The organism is Streptomyces sp. NPDC090083 (genome assembly GCF_044747445.1).
Taxonomy (GTDB): Bacteria; Actinomycetota; Actinomycetes; order Streptomycetales; family Streptomycetaceae; genus Streptomyces.
Map to the genome: position 1 here is coordinate 287657 of NZ_JBIVED010000005.1, position 16450 is coordinate 304106.

General features: G+C 72.1%; 12 protein-coding genes. 11 read left to right on the plus strand and 1 reads right to left on the minus strand.

Features of this window, described 5'->3' with window-relative positions:
- Positions 1-152: 152 nt before the first annotated feature.
- The 4 genes from ACIPTO_RS20760 to ACIPTO_RS20775 are packed head-to-tail and all read left to right on the plus strand — an operon-like array spanning position 153 to position 6959.
- Positions 153-1523: a Rieske 2Fe-2S domain-containing protein gene (locus ACIPTO_RS20760; protein ID WP_401194239.1), complete on the plus strand. Its 1371-nt coding sequence runs from the start codon at positions 153-155 to the stop codon at positions 1521-1523.
- Positions 1510-2997, plus strand: coding sequence for a glutamine synthetase family protein (locus ACIPTO_RS20765; protein ID WP_401194242.1), 1488 nt, complete (start codon positions 1510-1512; stop codon positions 2995-2997). The genes ACIPTO_RS20760 and ACIPTO_RS20765 overlap by 14 nt, the downstream gene beginning before the upstream one ends.
- 48 nt (positions 2998-3045) lie before the next feature.
- Positions 3046-4497: an aldehyde dehydrogenase family protein gene (locus tag ACIPTO_RS20770; protein WP_366314881.1), complete on the plus strand. Its 1452-nt coding sequence runs from the start codon at positions 3046-3048 to the stop codon at positions 4495-4497.
- Entirely contained in the window at positions 4494-6959 is a 2466-nt protein-coding gene (locus ACIPTO_RS20775; protein ID WP_401194244.1) for an FAD-dependent oxidoreductase, read from the plus strand. The genes ACIPTO_RS20770 and ACIPTO_RS20775 overlap by 4 nt, the downstream gene beginning before the upstream one ends.
- A 26-nt stretch (positions 6960-6985) precedes the next feature.
- Here the strand turns inward: ACIPTO_RS20775 and ACIPTO_RS20780 are convergent, their stop codons facing one another.
- Complete coding sequence (locus tag ACIPTO_RS20780) at positions 6986-7696, minus strand: GntR family transcriptional regulator (protein ID WP_366314883.1); 711 nt, start codon at positions 7694-7696, stop codon at positions 6986-6988.
- A gap of 188 nt (positions 7697-7884) precedes the next feature.
- Here ACIPTO_RS20780 and ACIPTO_RS20785 point away from each other — a divergent pair, with 188 nt between their 5' ends.
- From ACIPTO_RS20785 to ACIPTO_RS20815, 7 genes are all read left to right on the plus strand, one after another.
- Complete coding sequence (locus tag ACIPTO_RS20785; RefSeq protein WP_401194247.1) at positions 7885-9828, plus strand: primary-amine oxidase; 1944 nt, start codon at positions 7885-7887, stop codon at positions 9826-9828.
- 142 nt (positions 9829-9970) lie between these two features.
- Positions 9971-11638: an ABC transporter substrate-binding protein gene (locus tag ACIPTO_RS20790; protein WP_401194249.1), complete on the plus strand. Its 1668-nt coding sequence runs from the start codon at positions 9971-9973 to the stop codon at positions 11636-11638.
- A complete protein-coding gene (locus tag ACIPTO_RS20795; RefSeq protein WP_401194252.1) occupies positions 11631-12539 on the plus strand; it encodes an ABC transporter permease in 909 nt (302 codons plus the stop codon). Before ACIPTO_RS20790 ends, ACIPTO_RS20795 begins: the two co-directional genes overlap by 8 nt.
- Entirely contained in the window at positions 12536-13621 is a 1086-nt protein-coding gene (locus ACIPTO_RS20800) for an ABC transporter permease (RefSeq protein ID WP_401194255.1), read from the plus strand. Before ACIPTO_RS20795 ends, ACIPTO_RS20800 begins: the two co-directional genes overlap by 4 nt.
- A 5-nt stretch (positions 13622-13626) precedes the next feature.
- Positions 13627-14316, plus strand: a complete 690-nt coding sequence (locus ACIPTO_RS20805) for an alpha/beta hydrolase (protein ID WP_401194258.1) — start codon at positions 13627-13629, stop codon at positions 14314-14316.
- Positions 14313-15392: an ABC transporter ATP-binding protein gene (locus ACIPTO_RS20810; protein WP_401194260.1), complete on the plus strand. Its 1080-nt coding sequence runs from the start codon at positions 14313-14315 to the stop codon at positions 15390-15392. Before ACIPTO_RS20805 ends, ACIPTO_RS20810 begins: the two co-directional genes overlap by 4 nt.
- Entirely contained in the window at positions 15389-16447 is a 1059-nt protein-coding gene (locus ACIPTO_RS20815; protein WP_366314896.1) for an oligopeptide/dipeptide ABC transporter ATP-binding protein, read from the plus strand. The genes ACIPTO_RS20810 and ACIPTO_RS20815 overlap by 4 nt, the downstream gene beginning before the upstream one ends.
- The last annotated feature ends 3 nt before the right edge of the window (positions 16448-16450 follow it).

Consider the following 16450-nt stretch of genomic DNA (forward strand, 5'->3'; position numbering starts at 1 on the left):
AACTCGTATACGGATCAGAGGACTTGCCTCTTCCCGCGGAGGCCGAAGCCCGGGCCTGACGGCCGCCCGACGAAAAGTACCCCTGTTGCAGTGGATTCTGATGTGCAAGTATTGGATCCAATCTTAGATCGATCGCATGCACGAGGAGAGCGATGCTCAGTCGCGAGGACAACGAGCGCGTCACGCGCACCGGCCCGGGCACGCCCCTCGGACAGCTCATGCGCGCCTACTGGCAACCCGTCGCGCTCGTCTCGGAGTTGTCCGGGGACCGGCCCGTCAAGGCCGTCCGCATCATGGGCGAGGACCTGGTCCTGTTCCGGCGCGAGGACGGCCCGGACGTCCCCGGTGATGCCGGGGCGTCAGCCGGCGACACGTGGGCGCTGGTCGGCCGGTACTGCGCCCACCGGGGCGTCGACCTCTCCTTCGGGCGCCGCGAGAACGGCGGACTGCGCTGCCTCTACCACGGGTGGCTGTACGGACCCGACGGCCAGTGCGTCGAACAGCCCGCCGAACCCGAGCACAGCACCTTCGCCGCCAAGGTCCGCATCCCCAGCTACGCCTGCGCCGAGCGCAACGGCATCGTCTTCGCCTACCTCGGCACCGGCGATCCGCCGCCCTTCCCGGCGTACGACTGTTTCCGCGCGCCCGAGGAGTACACCTTCGCCTTCAAGGGCTGGTGGGAGTGCAACTGGCTCCAGGGCGTGGAGGGCGGCATCGATCCGAGCCATGTCTCCTTCCTGCACCGCTTCGTCGGCGAGGACCCGCGCGAGGTGTACGGGCAGCAGTTCAGCGAGGTGGTGGAGGGTACGGGCAGAAAGCTCTCCGAGCTGGTCGGCGCCGCCTTCCGCCCGGACATCGAGGTGGAGAGCGCCGAGCACGGACTGCGGGTGTTCGCGCTGCGCGACCTGGCCGAGGACGTCCGGCACGTGCGGATCACCAACCTGGTCTTCCCCAACGCCTTCGTGGTGCCCTTCGGCAACGGCAAGGCGTTCTGCCAGTGGCACGTCCCCATCGACGACGAGAACCACTACTGGTTCATGATCCTCTACGACTTCGAGGAGGTCACCGACCAGGCCGCCCTGCTCGCCCAGCGTCTCGCGGAGGTGTCGCTGCCGGACTACCGTCCGCTGCGCAACCGCGGCAACGACTGGGGCTTCGACCCCCGGGAACAGCGCGAACTGACGTACACCGGCATGGGCCTGGACATCAACGTGCACGACCAGTGGGCGGTGGAGAGCATGGGCCCCGTCCAGGACCGTACCGTCGAACGACTCGGCGTCTCCGACCGTGCCGTCACCGCCAACCGCAGGCTGCTCCTGAAGGCCGTCACCGCCTTCGAGAACGGCACCACCGTCCCCGGTCTCCCCCTCGACGAACGGGCGGCCGAGGAACTGACCGGCCCTCTCGCCATCGACACCGTCACACCCGTCGACGGCTGGGAGACCGCCTGGCGCACCCGGGAGTCCGAACGGCGCGCGCGTTCGCCCTGGGCCGGACGGGAGGTACGGCATGCGCAGCGCTGACGCCCGCCCGCGCGCCGAGGGCGGGCAGGGCCCCGGCGCCCGCCCGCTGCCCCCCACCCGGTCCGGCGGTTTCGTCGAACGGCACGGCCTGTGGGACGAACGCCACCACGCCGCCGCCGGCCAGATGCGCCGGGTGATGGACGAACTCGGCCTGGACATGGTCCGGTTCTCCTTCGCCGACCAGCACGGTGTGCTCCGGGGCAAGACACTGACCCGGGAGGCGGTCGCCGGCGCGCTGCGCTCCGGGATCACGGCGCCGTCCTCGCTGCTCCTCAAGGACACCTCCGGCCGAACGGTCTTCCCCGTCTTCACCGAGGGCGACCCGCTGGTCTCCGGACGCTTCGCCGGGGCCGGTGACCTCGTCCTCGTGCCCGACCCGACGACGTTTCGCGTCCTTCCCTGGGCCCGGCGCACGGGCTGGCTGCTGTGCGACGTCCACCACCCGGACGGCACCCCCGCCGCGTTCTGTTCACGCGGCCTGCTGCGGAACAGGCTGACCGCGCTCGCCGACCAGGGCTACGACCTCACGATCGGCGTCGAACTGGAGTTCCACGTCTACCGCACCACGGGCGGCGCACCCGGCCCGGCGCTCCAGGTCGAACCGCTGACCAGCGGCGCGCAGCTCCTCCACGAGGAGGGCCTCGACCGCGTGGACGACCTCGTCGGCCTCCTGCACGACGGCCTGACCGGCCTCGATCTGCCGCTGCGCACCGTGGAGTTGGAGTTCGGTCCCAGTCAGCTGGAGCTGACCCTGGACGCGCGCGATGCGCTCCGGGCCGCGGACGACGCCCTCCTCGTGCGGGCCGCCGTGCGGCAGATCTGCCGCAGGAACGGCTACCACGCCACGTTCATGGCCCGGCCCGCCGGAGCGGAGAGCGCCTCGACGGGCTGGCACCTGCACCAGTCGCTGCGCTCCCGTGTCACCGGAGACGCCGTCTTCGACCCCGCGCCGGGGCAGACGCTGTCCCCGACGGGCCTGCACTACCTCGCGGGGCTCCTGGAACACGCCCATGCGGCAGCCGTGTTCACCACCCCCACCGTCAACGGCTACAAGCGGTACCGGTCGATGTCCCTGGCACCCGACCGGGTCGTGTGGGGCATCGACAACAAAGGCGCCATGGTGCGTGTCGCCGGCGCACAGGGCGGTGGTGCCACGCGGCTGGAGAACCGCTCCGGCGAACCGGCGGCCAACCCGTACCTCTACATCGCCTCACAGATCGTCAGCGGCATGGACGGCATGGCCCGCGGCCTCGACCCGGGCCTCCCGGTCACCGACCCCTACGACGCCGAGGCGCCCGCCCTGCCCACCTCGCTCGGAAGCGCGCTGGACGCCCTGGACGCGGACCCGGTCTTCGCCGAGGCCCTGGGACGGGACGTCATCACCTGGCTCACCACGATCAAACGCGCGGAGTTCGCCCGCTACCTGGCCCATGTCTCCGACTGGGAGCAGCGCGAGTACTTCGACCTCGTCTGACCGCCCCCTCCCGGTCCTGGGACCGGCCCACCCTCCTTGGAAGACGCCATGACCCGGTTCAACGCCCAACCGCTGCCGCTGGAGCCCTTTCTCGTCGCGGGCCGGTGGATCGTCCCCGGTGACCGTGTCACGTTCCCGGTCCACGACCCCGCCTCCGCCACCGTCCTGACCCATGTCGCCCAGGCCACGCCCGAGGACGTGGACAGCGCCGTCGCCGCGGCCACCGCCGCCCACCAGGACGGGCGCTGGCGAGGTCTGCCGCCCGCGGAGCGCGGCCGGATCCTCCACCGGATCGCCGAACTGATCGAGGAGCACGCCGAGGAACTCGCCGTCCTCGAAACCCGCGACAACGGCAAACCCGTCGAACGCTCACGCGCCGACACGGCGATGAGCGCCAGGACCTTCCGGCACTTCGCGGGCGCACCCACCCGGCTCACCGGGACCGTGGTCCCGCTGGACGCGGCGCACCACGTCTACACCGTGCCCGAACCCGCCGGGGTCGCCGCGCTGATCCTGCCGTGGAACTTCCCCATCATGACCGGCTGCTTCAAGTTGGCCCCCGCGCTCGCCGCGGGCTGCACGGTCGTCGTCAAGCCCGCTGAGCAGACCCCGCTCACCATGCTGCGTGTCGCCGCGCTGTGCGAGGAGGCGGGACTGCCACCGGGCGTGCTGAACGTCCTCACCGGCGACGGCGAGGTGGGTGCCGCGCTCACCGCGCACCCCGATGTCGCCAAGGTGTCCTTCACCGGCTCCACCGAGGTCGGCCGTCTCGTCATGAGCGCCGCCGCCCCCGGAGTCAAGCGGCTCACCCTCGAACTCGGCGGCAAGAGCCCCAACATCGTCTTCGCGGACGCCGACCTGGACGCCGCCGTCACCACCGCGATCCGCGCGAGCTTCGGCCACTCCGGGCAGATGTGCACGGCCGGCAGCAGGCTCCTGGTCCAGCGCCCGGTCCTCGCCGAGATGGAGGAGCGTCTCGCCGAGGCGGTCCGCAAGGTCCCCGTCGGCAACGGCCTGGACGGCGGTGTGACCGTCGGCCCGCTCGTCTCCGAGGAGCAGCGCGAACAGGTCCTGTCGTACGTCGAGTCCGGCATCGCCGAGGGCGCGCGGCTCGTCACCGGCGGCCAGGTCCCGGACCGGCCGGGCTACTTCGTCGAGCCCGCGCTGTTCACCGGCGTCACCAACGCCATGCGGATCGCCCGTGAGGAGATCTTCGGCCCGGTGCTCGGCGTGATCCCCTTCGAGGACGAGGAGGAGGCGGTGGCCATCGGCAACGACACCTCCTACGGGCTGGCCGCGGGCGTGTGGACCAAGGACCTCTCCCGCGCTCACCGCATGGCCGCGCGACTGCGCGCCGGAACGGTGTGGATCAACACCTACAACGTCTTCGACCCGGCACTGCCCTTCGGCGGGTTCGGCGACTCCGGCCTGGGCCGGGACCTCGGCGACGACGCCCTGTACTCCTACTGCGAGCGCAAGGCGGTGGTCGTCGCACTATGAGCACCGACCTCGTCCCGCTCCGGGCGCCCGCGCCCGCCCCCGGCACGGCACACCTCGACGTCGCCGCCCTGCGTGCCGCCACCCCGGGGATGCGCCACGCCCACCACATGAACGCCGCCGGCGCCGCGCTGCCCAGCCGCGCGACGCTCGCCACCATCACCGAGCACCTGCGGATGGAGTCGCTGCTCGGCGGCTACGAGGCCGCTGAGGCGCTCGCCCCGCGGACCGAGGAGGTCTATCGGTCAGCGGCCCGCCTCCTCGGCGCGGCGCCGGAGGACATCGCCCTGGTGGAGAGCGCCTCCACGGCCTGGCAGCGTGCCATGGACGCCCTGCGCCTCGGGCCCGGCGACCGGGTCGTGGCGTCCTCCTCGACCTACGTCAGCTCCGCCCTGCACCTGCTGGAGCTGCGCCGGTCGCACGGCATCGAGCTGGAGGTGGTGCCCGCCGGCGCCGACGGCCGCATCGACCTCGACGCGCTGGAGCGCGCCCTGCGCACCCCGGCCTCGCTGGTCACGCTCGCCCATGTGCCCACGTCCTCGGGGCTGGTGGAACCCGTCGCGGCGGCCGGGGCGCTGGCCGCCGCCGCGGGCGTACCCCTGCTCCTCGACGCGACCCAGTCGCTGGGCCAGCTGCCGGTGGACGTCCGCGAGACGCGCAGCGACATCGTCGTCGCCACCGGCCGGAAGTTCCTGCGCGGACCGCGCGGCACCGGACTGATGTACGTGGGGCCCGGGGTGCGCGAGCGGGCGAGACCGACGGCGCCCGACGTCCGGGGCGCCCAGTGGTCGTCCGCGTACCGCTACGAGGTGATGCCGGGAGCGCGGCGCTACGAGACCTGGGAGTCGTCCCACGCCCTGCGGCTGGGGCTCGGAACCGCCCTGGAGGAGACCCTCGGTCTCGGCGTCGAGCGGATCCGCGACCATGTGACGGCGCTGGCCGCGCGGCTGCGGGGCGCCCTGCCGGACGTGTCCGGCGTACGGCTCACCGACCCGCCCGCGGCTGCCTCGGGGATCGTCACCTTCCTGCGGCAGGACGAGGATCCGCGCGAGACCGTACGCGATCTGCGGGCTCTGGGGTTCCGGCTGACGACCGTGCCCGCCTCGCACGGGCAGTGGGATCTGGGCAGCCGGGGTCTGGAACGGGTCGTCCGTGCCTCCCTGCACGTCTACAACAGTGCCGACGACGTGGACGCGCTCGTGGCAGCCCTGAACGGAAGGGAACGGCGGCGCCGCCCGGCCGGGTCCGCCCCACGGCGTGGGGAAGCGGCTTCCGAACCGCTGCCCGGGACGGTGTCCACGCCCGCTCCGGCGCCCGACGGGGTCCCCTGGGGAGCGGCCACCACCGACGCGGACCACGCGGACGTGATCGTGGTCGGAGCGGGTGTCCACGGCTCCTCGGCCGCCTGGCACTTCGCGGCCCGCGGCGCCCGCGTCATCCACCTCGACCGGTACCCGCAAGGCCATACCGAGGGCTCCTCGCATGGCCGGACCCGGATGATCCGCCGTGCCTACCCGTCCGAGGTCTGGGACGGGCTGGTCGACACCGCCTACGGCGCCTGGGAGGAACTCGAACTGGCCGCCGGACGACGGCTGGTGACGGTCACCGGAGGTCTGTTCGCCCGGCCGACGACGGCCCGGGGCGGGCTGCGCGGCCCCGGCTGCGAGACGGTGGACCACGCACGCGCCGCCGAACTGTTCCCAGGGCTGCGGCTGTGCGAGGGCTTCTCCGCCGTCCACGATCCCGACGCCGGTGTCATCGACGCCGCCGCCTCGCTGGGCGCGCTGGCCGCGCTGGGCAAGGCCCAGGGAGTGGACCGCCGGGACGGCTGCGCGGTGCTCGGCTGGCGCCGCGAGGGCGCGGGCGTGCGGGTCGACACCGAGCGGGGCGTGCTGCGCGCCGGCCGGCTGGTGGTGTGCGCGGGGGCCTGGACGGGCGAGTTGCTGTCAGCGTTCGCCACCCGGCTGAAGGTGGTGCGGATCGTCAACCTGCACCTCGGCTCCTCCCGGCGCCATCTGCTGGAGCCGCCGCTGCTGGGCGCCTTCTCCGTGGAGGTCCCCGACATCGGACTGCTCTACGGCATCCCGGCCCACGGCGGAGCGGGCGTCAAGATCGGTCTGGATCACGGCCCGGCGGAGGACCCCTCGGTCAGCGCCGGGCCGGTCACGGAGGCCGAACGCGAGAGGCTGCTCGGTCTGGCCGCCCGGTTCCTCCCGGCAGTCGACGGAACCGTGGAGGAGAGCATCACCTGCCGGTACACGATGGCGCCGGCCAACCGGTTCGCCGTCGGGGCGCTCCCCGGGGAGGACCGGGTGCTGGTCGCGGCGGCCTGCTCGGGCCACGGCTTCAAGTTCGGGCCCGCGCTCGGCGCGGCCCTCGCCGATCTGGCCGAGGGCGGGCGGCGGCCCGACCTGGACTTCCTGTCGCCGGCCGCCATGGGGCTCACCGAGGAGGCCGGACGATGAGGCGCGGAGCCCGCCCGCGCGGGACGTCAGCCGCGGAACACGGTGGCCGAGCGCTGCTCGTACCAGCGGGCCAACTGCTCTCCGGCGCTGATGACATGGGCCTTCATCTCGGCACGGGCCTGCTCGGCGTCCTCGGCGGCGAGCGCCTCCACGATCCGCTCGTGCTCACGGATGTTGTCCTCGCGGTGGCGCGGGTTGTCCTGGAGGACGAGCGCGGAGACGTTGCGCGGGAAGGCCTCGTTGATCTCCTTGATGGCGCGGGCCAGACGCTCGTTGCCGGCGGCGGTGTGGATGAGCGTGTGGAAGCAGTCGTTGGCGGCGGTGGAGGGAGAGGAGCCCTCGGCCGGGGCCGGGGTGCCGCTGACAGTGCGCACCGTCTCGTTGACCTCGCGCAGTTCCCGGAGCACGTCGGGGGTGACCGCGCGGACCGCGCGAACGCACGCGAGTCCTTCGAGCTCGGCACGCACCTCGTAGGCCTCGCGGACCTCCCAGGGCGCGGGGACCCGGACCACGGCCCCGCGGTTGGGGAGGACCTCGATCAGTCCGCCCGCCTGGAGCTGGCGCAGCGCCTCCCGCACCGGGGTGCGGCTGACGCCGAGCGAGTCGGCGAGTTCCGCCTGGCGGAGCTGGGCTCCGATGGGGATCTCGCCGGACAGGATCCGCGCGCGGATCGCGGCGGCGGTGTCGTCGACGAGCGCCTTGCCCTTGCCTGTCGGGGCGGCCGGTTCGGTGTCCATGGGGTCTCCGTCGGAACGAGGGTGATCGGGGCCGTTCACGGCCGGTGCGGCGAGGTCCGGGGCCGCCCGCGCGGAGTGTGCGCCGGTGACGGCCCCCGTACGACGCTGTGTATCCATTCTATCTCTATCAGGATCCAAAAGAAGGGTCGGCCCCTGGGCCGGACCCCGCGAGCGAGCGGAGCGACATCATGAGCGAGGAGCGCGGAAGCGTCAGCACCCGGATCCACGCGCGGCGCGAGCGGACCCATCCGCTCGACCCGCTGTCCCCGGCGGAGATCGACGCCGCCGTGGCCGTGGCGCGGGCCGACGGGCGGCTCGGCGAGCGGACCAGGTTCTGGGGCGCGGTGCTGGACGAGGCGTTCGCCCGTGAGGTCATGGCGGGCCGTCAGCCCGCGGGCGAGGTCCGGGTGGGCCTGGTCGCCATGGACCACGACCTGCCCGGCGCATGGGAGATCGACGTGCGGCTCGGCACCGACCCGCGCTGCCTGGCCTGGCGCCCGGTGGACGTGCGGCGCCCCGGCATCACGTCCGCGGAGGCGCGCGCCGCCGCCCAGTCCTGCCGCGCGAGCCCGCTCTTCCGTGAGGCGCTGGCCCGCCGGGGTATCCACGACGTGTCGCTGACGGTGATCGACGCGGAGTCCATCGGCGGTTTCGTGCCGGAGAAGTACAAGGACCGCAGGCTCACCTGGGGTTCGGTCTGGCACCGCGTCAGCGAGGACGACAACGCCTACGTGCGGCCGGTACAGGGCGTCATACCGCTCATCGACATGGCCACGATGGAGGTGCTGGAGGTCGAGGACCACGGGGTCGTGCCGGTCTCCGAGGAGGCGGGGCCGCTGTCGGCGGGCGGTTTCGGCAGGGACCGCGAGGGGCTGAAGCCCCTGGAGGTGGTGCAGCCCGAGGGACCGAGCTTCACCGTCGACGGGCACCGGGTGAGCTGGCAGGGCTGGGAGTTCCGGGTCGGCTTCACCCACCGCGAGGGGCTGGTGCTGTACGACCTGTCCTTCCTCGGCCGTTCGGTGCTCAAGCGCGCCGCGTGCAACGAGATGTACGTGCCCTACCTCGACCCCAGCTCGACGCAGTTCCGCAAGAACTTCTTCGACTGGGGCGAGTACGGCGCCGGCCCGCTCACCAACTCCCTCGCCCTGGGCTGCGACTGCCTGGGCGTCATCCACTACTTCGACGCCGCCTACCTCGCGGGCGACGGCACCGCCCAGGAGGTCGCCCAGGCGGTCTGCATGCACGAGGAGGACGACGGCGTCCTGTGGAAGCACAACGACCTGCGGCGCGGGGTGAATGAGGTGCGCCGCTCACGGCGCCTGATCGTCTCCACCTTCCAGACGGTCGCCAACTACGACTACGGCTTCTACTGGTCGCTGTACCAGGACGGCAGGATCGAGCTGGAGATCAAGCTGACCGGCATGCTGTCGGCGTCGGGGATCGAGGAGGGGGAGGAGGTGCGGCACGGCCGGGTGGTCTCCCGCAATGTCCAGGCCCCCACCCACCAGCACTACTTCGGCCTGCGGCTGGACACCGCGGTCGACGGTCCGCTCAACCGGCTGGTCGAGGAGAACGTGGAGGCCGAGGACGATCCGCGCCACGACCCCTACGGCAATGCGGTGCGGATGGTGCGCACCCCGCTGCTGTCCGAGGCACGGGCAGCACGCTTGACCAACCCGGCGACCTCGCGGCACTGGCGGGTGGAGAGCGCCGATCAGGAGAACCGCTACGGCGAGCCGACGGCGTACCGGCTGCTGCTGCCGAACACCACCCGGCCGTTCGCCCGACCGGATTCGGTGATGGCCCGCCGGGCGCCATTCGTCCACCAGCATCTGTGGGCCACGGTCTCCGATCCCACCGAGCGGTTCGTCGGCGGGCAGTACCCGAACCAGGCGGAGCCCGGCGAGGACGGGGTGCAGGTCTGGCAGCGGCAGGACCGCTCGCTGGACGGTGCGGAGCTGGTGCTGTGGCCGGTGGTGGGCACTCATCACTTCCCGCGGCCCGAGCAGTGGCCGGTCATGCCGGTGGACCGGGTGCGCCTGGTCCTGGAGCCCGACGGCTTCTTCGACCGGAACCCGGCGATGGACATCCCCGACCCGTCGGCCGACGTCCAGCACTGCTGCACTTCCTGACAAAACATTAAATATCAGCGTTTCATCATCCCGTAACACTCGGGACACGGCTCGGAATCGCGAGACCGACAGCATCTTATTGGATCCAATCAGTTCAAGATGTGATCCAAATTTCCCAGGAACGGTGCCCAAGGAGGCCCTCATGCCGGATCAGCCGCAGGGATCACCCGCACTCACCCCGGCCCGACCGCCGGTCTCGCGCCGCTCCCTGCTGCGCGGCGCCGGGCTCCTGGGCGTCGGAGTCGGCTTCGGCCTGACCCCGCTGCTCACCGCCTGCGGTGTCGCCGACGACGGGTCGGGGGACTCCGACGGCGGATCCGGCAAGGGCGGCACCCTCACCCTGGCGATCGACTCGACCAGCGCCGTCAACGACCCCGCCTTCTACACCACGCTCGGCGACTGGATGGCCGTCGACTGCATCTGCCGCGGCCTCACCTTCATCTCCTTCGAGTCCAACGAACCCGCACCCGACCTCGCCAAGAGCTGGACCGTCTCCGACGACCAGCTCACCTACACCTTCGCCCTCCGCGAAGGCGTCACGTTCCACGACGGCACGACACTCACCTCCGCCGACGTCCTCGCCAGCCTGGGCAGGCAGTTCGACCCCGAGGACAAGACCCTGCCCACGGGCGCGACCAGACCACTGGCATCCCTCGGCAACAACGTCGCCTCCCTCACGGCGGACGACGACCTGACCGTCAAGCTGGTCCTCAAGTCGCCCGACCGCACGGTCCTCGCCCAGCTCTCCGACATCGGCGGCCGGGTCATCTCCAAGGCGGCCCTCGACAAGTACGGCGCCGACATCGGCAAACACCTCGTCGGCACCGGCCCGTTCAAGTTCGCCTCGGCCACCTCCGGCCAGGCCATCACCCTCACCGCGTTCGACGGCTTCCGCCTCGGCAAGCCGCCCGTCGACCGCCTCGTCCTGCGCCAGGTGCAGGACCCTTCCGCGATCGTCAGCTCCCTGCTCAGCGGCGACACCTCCGCCACCCAGTTCACCCCCTACTCCGCCGTCGCACAGCTCAAGTCCGACGCCTCGGTCACCGTCTACGACACCAAAGAGGGCTTCGACGCGATCCTGATGATCGACGCCCGGCGGATCCCCGAGCTGAAGGTCCGCAAGGCCATCAACCTCGCCATCGACCGCAAGGCCATCGTCCAGCAGGCCTTCTTCGGCGTCGGCAGCGAACCCGAGGGCTACGCGATCCCGCCCGCCCAGAACGGCTACGACACCGCGCTCGCCGACCTGAGCACACGCAACCTCGCACAGGCCAAGAAGCTCCTCAAGGAGGCCGGCGCCGAAGGCCGCGAACTGGGGCTGATGGCGGCCAGCGACTCCTGGCATCCCAAGGCCGCGCAGATCGTCAAGCAGAACCTGGAGGACGCCGGCTTCAAGGTGAAGGCCACCTCCGTCGACCCCGCCTCCTACTTCAGCCGCCTCAGCGACGGCGACGACGACTACCACGACCTGATGATCTGGGAACGCAACTCCTACGTCCCCGACCCCAACAACATGGTCGGCTCCATGGCCAACCCCGCGGGCCTGTACGGCTCCACCATCACCGGCCTGAACACCCTGGACGGCGTCGACTCCCTGGCCGAGGACCTGGTGACGGCCAAGAACCTCCCCGACGGCGCGAAGCGCACCGCCGCCTACTCCAAGATCCAGCGCCGCTGGGCGGAGGAGTACATGGTGATCGCCATGCTGGCCTGCTCCACCAACCTCGTGGTCAGCGGCGCGAAGGTGAAGAACATCAACGCTCCGGCACTCGGCAACCACCGCTGTTTCATGGAGAAGGCCAGTGTCTGACCTGGCCGGTGCCGCGACCGGCAGCACCGAGGGGACGACGACCGCCCCCGCCGGTGCCCCCGCCCGTGTCGCCGGAGAACGGACCCGCCGCCTGGGCACCTCGTGGCCCGCCCTGGTGTCCTGGGCCTGCCTGGTGCTCATCGTCCTGGTCGCCCTGGCCGGCCCGTGGTTCGTCACCGCCGATCCGGTCCGCCAGACCTCTTCCGCGATGCTGCCCTTCGGCTCGCCCGGTCACCCGCTCGGTACCGACGACCTGGGCCGGGACGAACTGGCCCGGCTGGTCCACGGAGCACGCCCGCTGCTGCTCGTCGCGTTCGCCGCCACCGCCCTGGCGGCGGTGCTCGGCACCGTCGTCGGACTGCTCGCGGGGTACGCGGGCGGCCTGGTGGAGCAGGTGCTGATGCGGGTGGTCGACCTGGCCCTGGCCTTCCCGTCGATCCTCCTGGTCATCCTGCTGGTCGCCGCCGCGGGACCGGGCACCACCAGCCTCGTCGTCGGTGTCGGCGTGTCCCTCGCACCCGGCCTGGCCCGCCTGGCCCGGGCACTGACGGCCCGTGAGTCCGCCCGGGACTACGTCGTCGCGGCCCGGCTCGGCGGCACCCGCGGCCCGCGCGTCCTCTTCCAGGAGATCCTGCCCAACATCGCCGGACCGATGGTCGCCCAGGTCGTGATGACCCTGTCGGTCGCCGCCGGGTTCGCCGCCGGACTGTCCTACCTGGGCCTGGGTATCCAGCCGCCCACGCCCGACTGGGGCTACATGGTCCAGGCGGGCCAGGAGTTCCTGTACTCCGCACCCCGGCTGGTGGTGCTGCCGGCCGCCCTCACCCTGCTGTTCGTCGTCGCCTGCAACTTCGTCGGCGACGACCTGCGGGACGCGCTCGACCCGAAGGGCACCGCATGACCGCCCTCCCGCTGCCGCTCCCGAGACGCCCCAGGCGCCCCCGCTCGGAACGCGCCGACACCCTGCGGACCATGGCCCGCAGACTCCTCGGCATCCCCGTCGTCATGTTCGCGCTGGTCACGCTCGTCTTCATCGCGATGCGCCTGCTGCCGGGCTCCCCCACCGCCTCGCTCTCCGGAGGCGGCTCGAACCTCAGTGCCGAGCAGATCGCCCAGAACGAGGCCCGCGCCAGCCAGGCGCTCGGCCTCGACCAGCCCCTGCTCACCCAGTACACGACCTACCTCGACAACCTGGCGCACCTCCGCTTCGGTGAGTCTTTCTTCGGCTCCAACAGCGTCCTGAGCCTGCTCGGCGACGCCCTGCCGAGCACCGTAGAACTCACGCTGGCGGCCATGACCATCGCCGTACTGCTCGGCGTGAGCACCGGCGTGCTGGCCGCCCTGCGCCGGAACACCTGGATCGACACCACCATCCGTGCGGTCGCCACCGTCGGCTTCTCCCTGCCCTGGTTCGCCCTCGGCGTCATCGGCATCGTCGTCTTCGGCGTCTGGCTGCGCTGGCTGCCCGTCCTGGGACGGCTGCCCAGCTCGCTGGACTACCGGCCGACGACCAACTTCGTGCTGCTCGACGCGATCCTGCAGAACCGCCCCGAACTCATCGGCCCCTGGATCCAGCACCTGATCCTGCCCGCCACCACCCTCGCGCTCTCGATGGCCGGGTACATCACCCGGATCGTGCGCGCCTCCGTCCTCGACGTCCTCGGCGACGACTTCGTCCGGACCGCCCGGATGAAGGGGCTCACGGAGAGCGCCGTCGTCCGCCGCCACGTCCTGCGCAACTCCTGGCTGCCGATCGTGACGGTCCTCGGCCTCCAGTTCGGCTCCCTGCTCGGCGGCTCGGTGATCACCGAGACCGTCTTCTCCTACGGCGGGGTCGGCCGGTTGCTGGTCCAGGGAGTCCTCCAACGCGACTACCCCGTGGTGCAGGGTGCCGCGCTCGCCATCGCCCTGCTGTTCGTTCTCGTCAACTACGCCGTGGACCTCCTCTACATGATCCTCGACCCCCGCATACGGAAAGGCTGAGCCGCATGGACATCGTGCTGGTCCACGGAGCGGGCGGACGCCCCACCACCTGGACGGAGGTCGAACCGCTGCTCGCCGCCCGGGGACACCGGACCGTCGCCGTCACCAACCCGCTGACCTCCCTGGAGGAAGACGTCGCCCACACGACCTCGGTGATCGAGGAGATGGGCGGGCCGGTCCTGCTGGCCGGGCACTCCTACGGCGGCGCCGTCATCACCAACGCCGGCCGGCACTCCGCCGTCCGCGGCCTGGTGTACATCGCGGCCTTCGCCCCCGAGAAGGGCGAGACCGTCAACGGCATCGTGGAACGCTACGAGCCCGCCGAGATCTCCGCCTTCATGCGCCGCGGCCCGAACGGCGAGTGGAAGTCGGAACCCGGCGACCGGTTCTGGGCCGAGATCGGCCCCGACCTGTCGCCGGAGCACCGGGCCGTCGTCGAGGCGGAGGGCCGCAAGGCCGAGGACGCCATCTTCCGCCAGCCGACCGGCGAACCGGCCTGGCGCACCCTGCCCAGCTGGTACCTCGTCGCCGACGACGACCGCACCCTGCGCCCCCAGGCACAGCGCGACATGGCGGCCCGCTGCGGCGCCCGCACCGAGCACGTGCCGGGCAGCCACTACACGACCCTCGTGCACCCGCGACGGGTGGCCGACCTCGTCCACGCCGCCGCCACGGCTGTCAGCGGAACGTCGTGAACGGGCCCGACCCCGCCGACGCGCACGAGCCCGGCGAGGAGGCGGTCTTGACGGTCCGCGACCTGCGCGTCGGCTTCGACGTGCCCGCGGGCCGCCTGCCCGCCGTCGCGGGCGTGGACCTGACCCTGCGCCGCGGCGAGATCCTCGCGCTCGTCGGCGAGTCCGGTTCCGGCAAGTCCGCGCTGGCCATGAGCATGGTCGGCCTCAACCGGGGACCGCGCACCCACATCAGCGGCGAGGTGAAGTTCGCCGGCCGCGACCTGGCCGCGGCGACCGAGCGGGAACTGCGCGCCGTCCGCGGCAAGGACATCGCCGTCGTCTTCCAGGACGCCCTCGCCGCCCTCAACCCGCTGCACCGGGTCGGGGACCAGGTGGTGGAGATGATGCGGGCCCACCGCCCCGTCTCGCGCCGCCAGGGCAGGGAACGGGCCGTCGAACTCCTCGACGAGGTCGGCATCGCCAGCCCCCGGAGCAACGCCCGCGCACTCCCCCACCAGATGTCGGGCGGTATGCGCCAGCGCGTGATGATCGCCATGGGGCTCGCCAACGACCCCGCCGTCCTCATCGCCGACGAACCCACCACAGCCCTGGACGTCACGATCCAGGCGCAGGTCCTCTCCGTGCTCCGCCGCGCCCGCGCCGAACACGGCACGTCCGTCCTACTGATCACCCACGACCTCGGTGTGGTCGCCGAGGTCGCCGACCGCGTCGCCGTGATGTACGCGGGACGCATCGTCGAGCAGGGCACCCGGGGCGAGGTGCTCCGCAACCCCCAACACCCCTACACCGTCGGCCTGCTGGGCTCGGTGCCACCCATCGACGGGCCCGTCCTCGACCGGCTGCCCGCCATCCCCGGCCAGCCGGTCACCGGTGTCGAGCGCCCGGCGGGATGCGCGTTCGCCGCCCGCTGCGCCCACGCCGGGCCCGACTGCGCCGACCAGCCCGCGCTGCGCGCACGGCACGGCGGCCCCCGGCACCTGGACGCGTGCGTCCTGCCCGGTGCGGCACGCCCGACGACACCGCGTCCAGCGCCCGCGGGACGACACCTGGCGGCCCAGGAAGGAAGGCGCCCATGACCTCCCCGCCCACGACACCCGCCCCCGCCGCGGCGTTCGCCGCCGCACGGCCCGGAACCCCGCTGATCAGGGCGGAGAAGCTGCGGGTCGAGTACCGGGGCAGGTCCGGTGGCAAGGTGCGGGCCCTGCGCGACATCGACCTGGAGATCTACGAGGGCGAGACGCTCGGCCTGGTCGGCGAGTCGGGCTGCGGCAAGTCCACCCTGGGCCGGGCCCTGCTGCGGGTCGTCGAACCCGCTTCCGGCACCATCGACTTCCTCGGTCTGGACATCACCCGGCTCCGAGGCACCCGCCTGCGGCGCACCAGGGCCGACCTCCAGATGGTCTTCCAGGACCCGTTCGGCTCCCTCAACCCCCGGCGCAGGGTCGCCGACATCGTCGCCGAACCCCTGCTGCGCTCACGCGGGACGAGCCGCGCCGAGGCCGCGCCGGTCGTCGACGAGCTGCTGGAACGGGTCGGTCTGAGCGCGGACGCGGGCCACCGCAAGCCTCATGAGTTCTCCGGCGGACAGCGCCAGCGCATCGGCATCGCCCGTGCCCTGGCCTCCTCACCCCGCTTCGTCGTCGCGGACGAGGCCGTCTCCGCGCTCGACGTCTCCATCCAGGCGCAGGTGCTCAACCTGCTCGCGGACATGGTCGACGAACGCGGTCTGACCATGCTGTTCATCTCCCACGACCTCGGCGTCGTCCGCCATATCGCCGACCGGGTCGCCGTGATGTACCTCGGCCAGATCATCGAGACCGCGTCCCGGGACGACTTCTTCGCCGGCCCGGCCCACCCCTACTCCGACGCCCTGCTGGCGTCGGTGCCCTCTTTCACGTCCGACGACCGCCCCGAACGGCCCCTGCTGGAGGGCGAGTTGCCCGACCCGGCAGACCCGCCCGAGGGCTGCCTGTTCCAGACCCGCTGCCCCTTCGCCGAGGCCGAGTGCCGCACGCGCATGCCCGAGCTGCGCGAGATCGGGCCCGGCCGCACCGTGCGCTGCCATCTGCCGCTGGTGCCCCCGTCGCCGCCGGCATCCCTCCTGCCGTCGGCGCACCCCGAGAAAGGCTGAACC